This is a genomic window from Parabacteroides sp. AF17-3, from assembly GCF_003635445.1.
Taxonomy (GTDB): domain Bacteria; phylum Bacteroidota; class Bacteroidia; order Bacteroidales; family Tannerellaceae; genus Parabacteroides; species Parabacteroides goldsteinii.
The window spans coordinates 126,016-137,900 of the sequence record NZ_QTMM01000004.1 but is presented as its reverse complement, the minus strand read 5'-3'; the positions used below and the strand labels follow the sequence as shown (position 1 = coordinate 137,900).

Here is an 11,885-nt window from a genome sequence, read left to right as displayed (position 1 = left end):
CTACTCCTGATAGCTGGAATTTGAATTAAGATTTGTAATTTTGGCAGACAAACTGAAATAATTACAGATATTCAATAGAAGATATGATGATTAAGGTTGATGTCCAGCAAATAAAACAGCGTTTTGGAATTATAGGAAACAGCCCTGGCCTGAACAGGGCAATCGATGTCGCTCTACAGGTGGCTCCGACAGATTTGTCTGTGCTTATTACCGGGGAGAGTGGTGTCGGTAAAGAAACTTTTCCACAGATTATACATCAGAACAGTCCGCGTAAACACGGACAGTATATAGCCGTAAACTGTGGTGCCATTCCGGAAGGAACGATTGACTCAGAGTTGTTCGGACATGAAAAAGGTTCCTTTACCGGAGCTTTGGCCGACCGTAAAGGATATTTTGAAGTAGCCGACGGCGGAACTATTTTTCTGGATGAAGTAGGGGAACTGCCTATCCCGACACAAGCCCGTTTGCTGCGTGTGCTTGAGACCGGTGAGTTTATAAAAGTCGGTTCTTCAAAGGTGCTGAAAACAAATGTGAGGATTGTTGCTGCAACGAATGTTAATCTGATACAGGCGGTAGCCGACGGAAAATTCCGTGAAGATCTGTATTATCGTTTGAATACCGTACCTATCCAGATTCCTCCGTTGCGTGAACGTCCGGATGATATCATCTTGTTGTTTCGTAAATTTGCCGGAGACTGTGCGGAGAAATATCGTATGCCGCCGGTTCGCTTGGATGATGAAGCACGACAGCTGCTGACCTCCTACCGTTGGCCGGGTAACGTCCGTGAGTTGAAGAATATAACGGAGCGTATCTCGGTTATCGAAGAGAACCGTGATATTACAGCAGACGTTCTGCGTTTGTATCTTCCCGATCTGAATGTGGAAAAATATCCGGTGCTGGTCAAAAAGCAGGATAACGACCAGAAGTTTTTCAATAGTGAACGCGAGATACTTTACCAGGTCCTTTTTGATATGAAGAAGGATGTCAATGATCTGAAAAAGCTGGTTCACGATATAATGGGAGGTAAGATGCCTATGCCGGTTGCCGATGAGACGCCCTATGCCCATCCGATCCGTCCTGTACATTCTGCTCCGATTCAGGAAGCGGAAGCCGTAGAGGAAGAAGAAACTCTTTCTTTGGAAGAAGTGGAGAAAGAGATGATCCGTAAAGCATTGGAGAAACATAACGGACGGAGGAAAAATGCGGCGGCTGATCTGAAAATATCAGAACGTACTCTTTATAGAAAGATTAAAGAATATAATTTGGAATAATATGTTGAGAAAGAATATAATCTGGTTTTGTTTACTGATAGGAGTCATGGTGACGGCCTGTTCCATTTCCTACAAGTTCAACGGAGCTTCGATTGACTATACAAAGGTAAAAACGATATCTATCAAGGATTTTCCTAACCAGGCACCTTTGGTTTATCCTCCGTTATCACAGGAGTTTACTGAAGCGTTGAAGGATATTTATATCCGTCAGACACGCCTTCAGATGGTCAACAATAATGGTGATTTGGAGCTGCAAGGTGAGATTACCGGATATGAACTGACACCAATGGCTGTTAAGGAAGATGCCTGGTCTTCGCAGACAAAGTTGACGATAACTGTGCGCGTGAGTTATTCTAATCGTACAAACCCTGATGAGGATTTTGATGCACAGAGTTTTTCTGCTTATCGTGAGTTTGATGCTACCCGGATGTTACAGGATGTACAGGCCGAACTCTGTGCAGAGATCATTGACGAGTTGACAGACCAGATTTATAATGCAACCGTAGCCAATTGGTAATATATGAAAGCTGCAGACTTATATCTACTGATGGAAGACCCCTCTTTGCTGACGAAGGAAACACTTTCCCCGTTACAGCAGGTAGTGGCTGAATATCCGTATTTTCATATAGCCCGGATGCTTTATCTGAAGAATCTGGCTGTATTGAATGATATACGCTTTGCCGCAGAACTGAAAAGAATGGCAGTTTACATACCGGACAGAAGAAAATTATTCGCACTGATCGAGGGAGAACGTTACGGGATGCCGTTTGCGGCATCTGCGGAAGAAAATGAACCGGCAGCAGACTCTTTCTCCTTGATCGATGCTTTTTTGGCTGATCGTGAAAGTGAGGGAGAACAACAGGCGGCCGATCCTACTTTGTTGTTTCAGCCTTCCGTTTCATCTGATTATATATATTGGTCGTTGTCAAAGGATGATATATCGGCGGAAGAGGAGCCTGAAGCTAAGCTTCAGCACCATGACCTGATCGATTCTTTCATTAAAAATGACGAACAGCGGGCACCGGGCAGCGGATTGGTCTTATCCCTGCAACCGGATGATCCATCTTCCCAGGGACCATTGAAAGAAGGGGAGAACGAACAACCCCGATCGTTGGACGATGATTCTTATTTTACCGAGACATTGGCTCATATTTATGTTAAACAGAAACGGTATGAGAAGGCATTGCAAATTATTAAAAACTTATATTTGAATTATCCAGAAAAAAATGCTTACTTTGCAGACCAAATTAGATTTTTGGAAAAATTGATTATTAACACTAAAAAATAAAACTAAAATGTACGTATTTATTTCTATTCTAATCCTGATCGCTTCAATACTTCTGATCTTGATAGTATTGATCCAGAACTCAAAGGGGGGAGGTCTGGCTTCGGGATTCTCTTCATCTAACCAAATTATGGGTGTACGTAAAACCACAGACTTTTTGGAAAAAGCAACATGGGGCCTGGCTGGTTTTGTTATTGTTTGTAGTATCGTTATTACAGCATTTATCCCAAGAGCAACAACTACTACACAATCTGAAATCAAAGAACAGATAAACAATGCTGTTACAATCGACCCGAATACGGTAGCTCCTAACTTTGGAACTGCTCAGCCGTCAGCAAATGCTCCGGTTGAAGAAGAAACGCCGGCAGAAGCTCCTGCTCAGGCTGAATAAGATGTAGATTTTATAGCATATACTAAAGGCATTCCATTTTGGGATGCCTTTTTTTATGAATCATATAAGGAAACTCTCTACAATGATTCCTTTTCGTCTAGGATGAAAAGAAAGGATAGTACTAATGTTTTTTTATTTAGAGGTAGGTGTAAATTGATTTAGACCTACCTCTAAATGAAAATAGACCTACCTCTAAATTTATTTACACCTACCTCTGACAAAAGAATCGTTGGATATATGTCCGAATGGCTTTTAGGCAATACTGATAAAGGATAGTTATATAGATAAAGAGTTGTGCAGGTTGGGGTGAACGATTTGTGGATGTTTATACCCGGATAGATATATTTTATGAGGAATGACAGTTGATTTTTGTATCTTTGTTGAGACTGATTAAACTGTTTTATATTAAACAATACAAATATGGAGATGATAAATTTTGACGGGCTACTGATTGGTATCGTTACTTTTTTGATAATCGGGTTGTTTCATCCGATAGTTGTGAAGGCTGAATATTATTGGGGGACTAAATGCTGGTGGATATTCCTTCTTCTGGGGATTGCCGGAACGGTTGCATCTTTGCTGATAGAGAGTGTTTTTGTCTCCGCTATCTGCGGTGTGTTTGCCTTTTCTTCGTTCTGGACGATCAAGGAAGTATTCGAGCAGGAAGAACGCGTATTGAAAGGATGGTTCCCTAAAAATCCCAAAAGACAATATCCGGAAAAATAATTGTATCTTTGTAGCCGTAAAGTAATACAGCTATGAAGAAGAAAAAGAAAGTCTCTCCGCTGGACGAGTACATCAAGGCAAACCGCAAGGGAAGCCGGGAAGCGGAAATAGAGAATCACGGACGTCCGGTCAGTCATAACCGGGTGCATGTATCGAAAAAGGTTTACAACCGTAAAAGAGATAAGGCAGATGCCCAGAGGCGTCTGCCTTATTTGTGTCGTCAGGTAGCCTGATTTACTCTTATTCTTCTTTCAGATATAATCCTTCGCGTGATAACTGATGGTCGAGGTTGGCTACTCCCAGGCCGACAATAGCCATGACCGTTGCAGCATGTTGTTGATATTCAGGAATGCTCTTGGTGTATAAGTCGCGTTCCGTGTGCCATATCTCATCGTAGCTGAAGTTATAACCTTTGATGTCTTTCTCCATAAAGCCGATGGTCGGTACGCCATCCAGTGCAAAGACGGAAGCATCCGTACCGCCTATGGTGGTCGGCTGTTTACGCGGTTCGGCTACTTTGACTTCGAACGGATATTCGGTATTAATCTTCTTTACCGGTTCGCATATCTTCACAAAATCATCATACATGGCTTGCGGCACACTAATACCCACCGGAGGAGTAGGTCCGCCGTCACGGTTGAACAGATTCGATATTTTATCCATCTTCTTTGGATTCCCCTTAACCCAAGCCTGTGCACCTAGCAAACCGAACTCTTCACCTGCAAAAGCACAGAAAAGCATCGTACGTTTAGGTTTTGCTCCCGACGTGGCAATCAGACGGGCGGCTTCCATAACAGGGGTAACGCCTGAACCGTCATCGACCCCACCGGTTCCAACATCGAAAGAATCGAGGTGGCCACTCAGCATAACATATTCCCCCGGATGTTTACTTCCCTTTATGGAACCGATTACATTATAATATTTGACCGGTCCCAGGCGGAAATGGTTACGTATATCGAACTCCAGCATAAAGGAACGACGCTCTTTTACCATCTGTTTGATGATGGCGTATTGATGTTCATCCAGTTTGATATCGGGTACGGTCGGTAGTTTCTCGATGGTCATGTCCTTATCGAATACGACATTCTTATCATAAAGTGCACGCAGTGGGACAGAAGCCGACTGGATAAAACCTAAGACACCGGCTTCGCACATTTCCTTGTAAAAGAGAGCCGGCTTTTCATCATTTAAAGGCAGTAAGGGGGTATTCTTTTTATTTACCCAGTTATCCCTCATTATCTCACGGTTCTTTTGAGCGATTGTGTTGTTTTCTGCAATAACACCTGCACGGTCATAGTCTGCTATTGCCGACCAATTGATTGGCCAGCCCGTGTTTTTGCCATTTACCAGTACCCAGGCGCCTTTCAACTGTCCTTTTATCCGGTCGAACTCATCCTGTGTAAGAGGCTCGAGCAGTACATGTCCCCGTTGAAGTCCTTTCGTTCCGGAGGTATAGGAAGGGGTGACGAAATGCAACTCCATCCCGTTTTCACCAAGCAGCTTACCGAACCACGGCCCCCGGTTGAATCCGACAGGTAAAGTTCCGGCTTCCTGTAACTCCACTTCCAGCCCCCATTCTTTGAACTTGGAGGCAACCCATTCGGTGGCGTTGTCATAGGCATCCGAACCGATAGGGCGTCCGCCGAAGCGGTTGGTCAGTATGTCCAGATGGTTCATGACCTGGTTATCGGAACGTCCGGTTTCAATGATTTTATTTACAGCGGCCTCCTGTGCCGGAAGGGAAGTTATGGTCATACAGGCCATGGTTGCGAAGAGAAGTATAGTCCTTTTCATATCAATGTTTGTTTAAGTCTTGCAAATTAATGGATAAAAATAATGTGTACCAAATGAAAAGCCGAAAATAATAACAGAATCGTTCCCTTTTTGTAAAAGTATTACCAAAATAAATAGATACCTTTGTGTCCAAATCGGGAGCATGTGAAATCTATCTTTACTACCATAGCAAAATATCTGCTGATAGTACTCTTTGTGAGTTACTATGTAGGAGGTACTGCGTTCACCCATACCCATTATTTCCCGACTTATTCCATTACCCATTCCCATCCCTTCCTTCCGGGAGCAGACGGTTTGCCGCATCATACGCATAATTCGTCCGCTTTTAATACGATTGAAGAACTGGATGATATCATGATGGAGGCTGCTGCCTTGTGTCTCACATTGGTGACAGCCTGGGTACTTCTTTCCGTGTTCATTCAACAACACAAGTATATAACTCCCTTACGTTCAGTACGTAATATCAGCCTCCGCGCCCCGCCTTTCTGTATTAAATAATTACCAGCAACGAAGAAAAGAATTATTTAATACAAGAAAATCAATATGAAACAATTACTTATGCTATTGCTTCCAGCAATGGTATTATGTTCCTGCAACCAGAACAAGCAGGACGATGAGGTTGCTATTGCCGTAACTTTACGGGGCGACACGATACAAATAGGGGATAAATCACCTATCTTATCCCGGTTGAAAACAGACGTAGTGAAGAAAGAACCTTACCGCCTGGAGTTTTCCACTTCGGGGGTGGTGAAAGCTATCCCCTCCAATTATGCCGAGATTGCTTCCCCTTTTGCCGGACGTATCTCCAAATCATTCGTACGGTTGGGGCAGAAGGTGACGCCCGGAAGTCCGGTCTTTGAGATAAGTTCTCCTTCTTTCTTTGAGACGGGAAAAGGGTATTATCAGGCTAAACAGGAGATGGAACTGGCCCTGAAAAGCCTGAAACGCGAAAAAGACCTGCTGCAAAATAAGGTCGGCGTACAGAAAGAACTGGAAGAAGCGGAAGTCAATTATGAATTGAAGAAGAAAGACTATGAAAATGCTGTTGCCGCTTTGAAGGTCTTTCAGATAGAACCGGAAGACCTGGTATTGGGACAACCTTTGATTGTCCGCTCACCGATAGCGGGCGAAATAGTGACCGACCGTATTGTCATCGGCCAGTATATCAAGGAAGATGCCGAACCCGTGGCCGTGATAGCCAACCTGAATAAAGTATGGGTGGCTGCCCATGTCAAGGAAAAGGATATGGGAATGATACAATCGCTGGACAGCGTAGAGATTCGTCTGGTTGCCATGCCCGACCTGCCTTTGCCCGGAAAGATTTATCATGTCAGCGAAATGCTGGACGAAGATACCCGTTCGGTTGAAGTCCTCATCGAATGTGACAACAGTGCCCATCTGATGAAGCCGGCTATGTACGGGACGGTTAAGCTGTGCGACAGAAGTGCCGATGTCATCCGTATCCCGACATCTGCCATCCTTCAGGAAGAGGAAGGCGCTTATGTGCTTGTCTCATTGGGGAACAATGCCTATCGCAAACAGAAGGTAACTACTTCTGTCACAGAAGACGGCAAAACGGTTATCCTGACCGGACTTAACTCCGGCGATACGATTGTAACTACCGGAGCCTTTTATTTACTTGATGCGCGATAAATCCTATGAAGAAGATAATATATACTGCGATACACCGGCGGGGGCTGATGTTCGTATTATTCCTGTTTCTTGCTGTAGTGGGATATTATTCGTGGACCCGACTGGCCATTGATGCCTATCCGGATATTGCCGACACGACCGTCCAGGTCGTTACCCAGGTGCCGGGACTGGCGGCGGAAGAGATAGAACAGCAAATCAGTATCCCTATCGAAAGGGCGATGAACGGGATGCCGGGACTGAATGTGATGCGAAGTAAGAATACTTTCGGCCTCTCGACCGTTGTGCTGGTTTTTGATGACGGTATCGACGATTACTGGGCACGTCAGCGTGTGCAGGAACGCCTGGTAGACGTGGAACTTCCTTATGATGCCGTTCCGGGATTGAACCCGCTGACTTCGCCTACCGGTGAAATCTTCCGTTATGTACTGGAAAGCGACCAACTCGATATCCGCGAACTGACCGACCTGCATAAATGGGTTGTCATCCCCCGTCTGAAGCAAGTGACGGGAGTGGCCGATGTCAGCAACTTTGGCGGTATCACTACCCAATACCAGATAGAAGTGAACCCGCACAAGATGGAACAATATAATGTGACGCTGGGCGATATCACCGAGAAGATAGAAAAGAATAATGTGAATGCCGGCGGCAGTATGTTAAGCCGTGGCGACCTGAGTTATGTAATTCGCGGTATCGGACTGGTAAAAGACCTGAAGGACCTGGGACGTATCGTTATCAAGACCGAGGACGGTGTACCTGTCTACCTGGATGATTTGGGAACCCTGAAATATGGTAGTCTGGAACGTAAAGGGGTATTGGGATTCTACGACGGCGTCCGTGATTATTCCGATGGGGTGGAAGGGATCGTCCAGATGCTTCGCGGAGAGAATCCTTCGCAGGTGCTGGAAGGAGTGCATCAGGCGGTCGACGAACTGAATAATGAAACCCTTCCCAAAGGAACCCGCCTGCATGTCTTTATGGACCGAACGAACCTGGTGGATACGACATTGCATACGGTTTCCCATACGCTTTTTGAAGGTATGGTGCTGGTGGTACTGGTGCTCATCCTGTTCCTCGGAAGCTGGCGTGGCGCCTTGCTGGTTGCCCTGACCATCCCGTTGTCGTTGCTGATTGCTTTTATCCTGATGCAACTGACCGATATTCCTGCCAACCTGCTTTCGCTGGGAGCTATCGACTTCGGTATCCTGGTAGACGGGGCTATCGTGATGATGGAAACAATTCTGAAGAAGCGCGAACGGCATCCCGATGAAATATTGACGGAAGATTCAATCCTGCGCCGTGCAACCGAAGTGGCCCGCCCTATCTTTTTCTCTACATTAATTATTATCACCGCTTATCTTCCCCTGTTTGCTTTTGAGCATATCGAAAAGAAACTCTTTACGCCGATGGCTTATACGGTCGGTTATGCCCTGTTGGGGGCATTGGCTGTGGCGTTGTTCCTGATACCGGGCCTGGCTTTCTATGCTTATTACAAACCCAGGAAGATTTATCATAACCGCTGGCTTGAAAAGTTAGGTGAGATTTATAACCGGCAAATCATTGCTTTGCTGGAGAAACCGAAGCGGGTCCTGTTACCTTTGTTCCTTATTCTGGTGGCAGCCGGCGTATTGAGTTATACGGTAGGAAAAGATTTCCTTCCGCCTTTGGACGAAGGGGCTATCTGGGTACAGGTGCAATTGCCTCCGGGTATCTCTATCGAGAAGTCGAAGGCGATGGGAGCGGAGCTTCGCAAAACATTGAAACAGTTTGATGAAGTCTCTTATGTCATGACACAGGTCGGACGCGACGATGAGGGAGCCGAAGCCTTCTCGTTGTCACATATCGAATGCGGAGTAGGGTTGAAGCCTTACGACACCTGGAAATTCGGCAAGACGAAGGCGGACCTGATCGAGGAAATGTCTGAAAAGTTGTTGACTATGCCCGGATATACCGTCAGCTTCTCCCAGCCGATTATCGATATGGTCATGGACCAGATTGCCGGTGCTCACAGCGATCTGGCGATAAAGGTTTACGGAGATGATATTACCGATACCCGCCATATAGCCGATAAGGTCGTGAATGTGTTGCGAACGATTCCCGGTGCCGCCGACGTGGCTATCGACCAGGAACCGCCGTTACCCCAGTTGCAGATTATTGCCGACCGCGACCGTATTGCCCAATATGGTCTGAACTTCTCCGATGTTGCCGATATGATTGAACTGGCAATCGGGGGAAAGGCCATCTCGCAAATCTTTGTCGGCAGTAAAAGTTATGACGTCATTTGCCGTTTCGACGATGCCAGCCGTAACTCGCCTGAAAGTATCGGCAATCTCTTACTGACGAATGGGGCCGGAGCAAAGATACCGCTTTCGCAGGTTGCCGAAGTGAAAATGACAACCGGTGCCAGTACAATCTCCCGTGAGATGAACAAGCGTCACCTGACCATCCATGTCAACCTGCGTGGTGTGGATTTGACGGAGTTTCTGAATAAAGCGAACCGGTTGATTGACCGCGACATAGATTATAATCACGACACCGTCCATCTGCAATGGGCAGGCCAGTTCGAGAACCAGCACCGTGCCTATAACCGCCTGGCGGCAGTAGTCCCTTTGGCGTTGGGCATTATGCTGCTGTTGCTGTTTGCCGCCTGTGGAAAATTCCGCCAGGCTGCTCTGATGATGTGTGTGGTTCCCCTGGCCCTTTTCGGAGGGATGCTGGCATTGAATGTCCGGGGGATGACGTTGAATGTCTCTTCTGCCGTCGGTTTTATAGCCTTGATTGGTGTCGCTATACAAAACGGTGTGATTATGATTTCGCATATCAATAACCTGCGCAGCCGTGACCGTGGTTTCAAGCAGTCAATCATAACCGGGGCGAAACACCGCTTCCGCCCGATTCTGATGACGGCAACGGTGGCTGTGCTCGGTTTGCTGCCAGCCTCGTTGAGTACAGGTATCGGTTCCGATGTGCAACGTCCGCTGGCGACGGTGATTGTGTACGGACTGTTGTTTGCGACCGTTATTACGCTTTATGTGCTTCCAGCCTTATACTATCTGGTGGAAAAGCATTATCTGGATGAAGAGATAGTATCTTCTGATGTAAAGAATACGAATGTCTGATTAAAAATAGTAGCTATGCGACATTATATAACAATGTGCCTGCTTGCCGGAAGCCTGGCTGGCAGTGCACAACAAATGGTTCCCCTTTCTTACCGCAATTATATGGAGAAGGTGGCGGAAGGGAATCTGGAGTATGCAGCCGAACGTCTGAATCTGAATGTATCCGAGGCGGAAGTGGTTGCGTCGAAAGTATTCAACGACCCGAACCTGTCCGTCTCTTATTTCAACAACGAGAACGGAAGTCTGCAAATGGGAGAAGGAGTGGAGGTTGAACTGAGTAAAACGTTTTCTTTCGGAAAGCGGGGAGCGAATATGGCGTTGGCCCGTAGTGAAAGCGAGTTGACAAAGGCACTCCTTGCCGATTATTTCCGTAACCTGCGTGCCGAAGCAACCGTTTCCTACCTGGAGGCGTTGAAACAATATGAATTATATAAGGTAAAACAGAACGCCTATGAGAATATCCGGCAGCTGGCAGAGAGCGACAGTGTCCGTTTTACTTTAGGGAAAATCATGGAGATTGATGCTATCCAGAGCCGTCTGGAGGCAGGGATATTGAAAAATGAATTATTGCAGGCGGAAACCGATTTGCATAATGCTTTTTCTAATCTGAACCTGTTGACCGGCTCGGTTGCCCTCGATACCTTGTACGTCCCCGATGCTTCATTGCGGATTTCACCCCGTGATTTTGTGCTTGCTGATTTGATTTCCACTGCTTCGATGAATCGTGCCGACCTGGTAGCGGCCATGAAGAATAAGGAAGTCGCTTCCCGTGCCCTGAAAGCGACCCGGCGGGAACGGAATACGGATGTCGACCTGTCTATTGCCATCAGTAAGAATGCCCGGGTGCATAATGAGGAGGCCCCGGCACCGCCCTTTACCGGGGTGACGGCCGGGATTGCCATTCCCCTGAAGTTCTCCAACTTCAATAAGGGGACTGTCCGTGCTGCCCGTTTCCGTGAACAGCAGGCCGAGACGCAGTATCAGCAGGCTTTGTTGCAGGTACAGACGGAAGTTATACAGGCATACCGGAGTTATCAGTCATTGACAGAACAGGTCAGTCATTATGAAAACGGTATGCTTCATGCCGCCCGGGAGGTAATCGACGGAAAGATTTACAGCTATAACCGTGGAGAAGTCTCCCTCCTGGAGGTACTCGATGCCCAGCGGACGTATGATGATGTGCAGGCCCAGTATATAGAAACACTCTTCAATTACAGTGCGGCACTGGTGGAGCTGGAGAAAAGTGCCGGGGTTTGGGATGTGGAGTTGTAAGAAATTGGATATAAATCGAAAAGCCCTGATAACGAACATCGGGGCTTTTCGGTTTATAGATTGAGTAAACTCCTTAATTTATCAGGGGCTTGCCGGGTATCAAATACGGTAATCTTTTGTCAGGTCTTCGTCAGAAATACAACGTCCATACAAGACATCTTCCCTGGCTTCCCTAACACAAGATGTCAATTCTTTTTCAGATAAAGCCCATGGGTAGGGCTTACTTTTAGATGCAGCCTTTTTTAGAGATAATGTTTTAGCATATTTCTCCAATTCAGTAAACTCCTCTTCATCCATCGAAAGGATGAACTGGGTAAAGTGTTGTTTCCGTAAATTTAATTCCATTGTTGTCATAATATATCTTCTTAGGTTTTCTT

Annotated in this window: 12 protein-coding genes; 10 read left to right on the top strand and 2 right to left on the bottom strand. The window is 46.2% G+C overall.

Annotated elements, in window-relative coordinates; all coding sequences use genetic code 11:
* Window positions 1–86 precede the first annotated feature (86 nt).
* From DWW91_RS06555 to DWW91_RS06530, 6 genes are all read left to right on the top strand, one after another.
* Window positions 87–1,271: a sigma-54-dependent Fis family transcriptional regulator gene (locus tag DWW91_RS06555; protein ID WP_007658895.1), complete on the top strand. Its 1,185-nt coding sequence runs from the start codon at window positions 87–89 to the stop codon at window positions 1,269–1,271.
* Between the two features lies 1 nt (window position 1,272).
* The gene (locus tag DWW91_RS06550) at window positions 1,273–1,788 is read left to right on the top strand and encodes an LptE family protein (protein ID WP_122327282.1); all 516 of its coding nucleotides are present in this window, start codon (window positions 1,273–1,275) and stop codon (window positions 1,786–1,788) included.
* Between the two features lie 3 nt (window positions 1,789–1,791).
* Window positions 1,792–2,559 (top strand): hypothetical protein, encoded by a 768-nt coding sequence (locus DWW91_RS06545; protein ID WP_007658888.1) that lies wholly within the window; start codon window positions 1,792–1,794, stop codon window positions 2,557–2,559.
* A gap of 7 nt (window positions 2,560–2,566) precedes the next feature.
* A complete protein-coding gene (gene secG, locus DWW91_RS06540; protein ID WP_007658886.1) occupies window positions 2,567–2,947 on the top strand; it encodes a preprotein translocase subunit SecG in 381 nt (126 codons plus the stop codon).
* Between the two features lie 420 nt (window positions 2,948–3,367).
* Window positions 3,368–3,673: a DUF4491 family protein gene (locus DWW91_RS06535; protein WP_010802445.1), complete on the top strand. Its 306-nt coding sequence runs from the start codon at window positions 3,368–3,370 to the stop codon at window positions 3,671–3,673.
* A gap of 32 nt (window positions 3,674–3,705) precedes the next feature.
* The gene (locus DWW91_RS06530; RefSeq protein ID WP_010802446.1) at window positions 3,706–3,906 is read left to right on the top strand and encodes a hypothetical protein; all 201 of its coding nucleotides are present in this window, start codon (window positions 3,706–3,708) and stop codon (window positions 3,904–3,906) included.
* A 7-nt stretch (window positions 3,907–3,913) separates the two neighbouring features.
* Here DWW91_RS06530 and DWW91_RS06525 read toward each other — a convergent pair whose 3' ends face one another.
* On the bottom strand, window positions 3,914–5,467 hold the full coding sequence (locus tag DWW91_RS06525; protein ID WP_122327281.1) for a M28 family metallopeptidase: 1,554 nt from the start codon (window positions 5,465–5,467) through the stop codon (window positions 3,914–3,916).
* 144 nt (window positions 5,468–5,611) lie between these two features.
* On the opposite strand from DWW91_RS06525, the gene DWW91_RS06520 reads away from it, so the two are divergent.
* Genes DWW91_RS06520 through DWW91_RS06505 form a run of 4 tightly spaced genes read left to right on the top strand, consistent with a single transcriptional unit; the run spans window position 5,612 to window position 11,508 of the window.
* The gene (locus DWW91_RS06520; RefSeq protein ID WP_233584434.1) at window positions 5,612–5,965 is read left to right on the top strand and encodes a hypothetical protein; all 354 of its coding nucleotides are present in this window, start codon (window positions 5,612–5,614) and stop codon (window positions 5,963–5,965) included.
* Window positions 5,966–6,010: 45 nt separating this feature from the next.
* Window positions 6,011–7,120 (top strand): efflux RND transporter periplasmic adaptor subunit, encoded by a 1,110-nt coding sequence (locus tag DWW91_RS06515; RefSeq protein WP_122327279.1) that lies wholly within the window; start codon window positions 6,011–6,013, stop codon window positions 7,118–7,120.
* Window positions 7,121–7,125: 5 nt separating this feature from the next.
* Window positions 7,126–10,236, top strand: a complete 3,111-nt coding sequence (locus tag DWW91_RS06510; RefSeq protein ID WP_122327278.1) for an efflux RND transporter permease subunit — start codon at window positions 7,126–7,128, stop codon at window positions 10,234–10,236.
* Between the two features lie 15 nt (window positions 10,237–10,251).
* Entirely contained in the window at window positions 10,252–11,508 is a 1,257-nt protein-coding gene (locus DWW91_RS06505) for a TolC family protein (protein ID WP_122327277.1), read from the top strand.
* Between the two features lie 99 nt (window positions 11,509–11,607).
* Here the strand turns inward: DWW91_RS06505 and DWW91_RS06500 are convergent, their stop codons facing one another.
* Complete coding sequence (locus tag DWW91_RS06500) at window positions 11,608–11,853, bottom strand: hypothetical protein (RefSeq protein WP_228100000.1); 246 nt, start codon at window positions 11,851–11,853, stop codon at window positions 11,608–11,610.
* Window positions 11,854–11,885 lie beyond the last annotated feature (32 nt).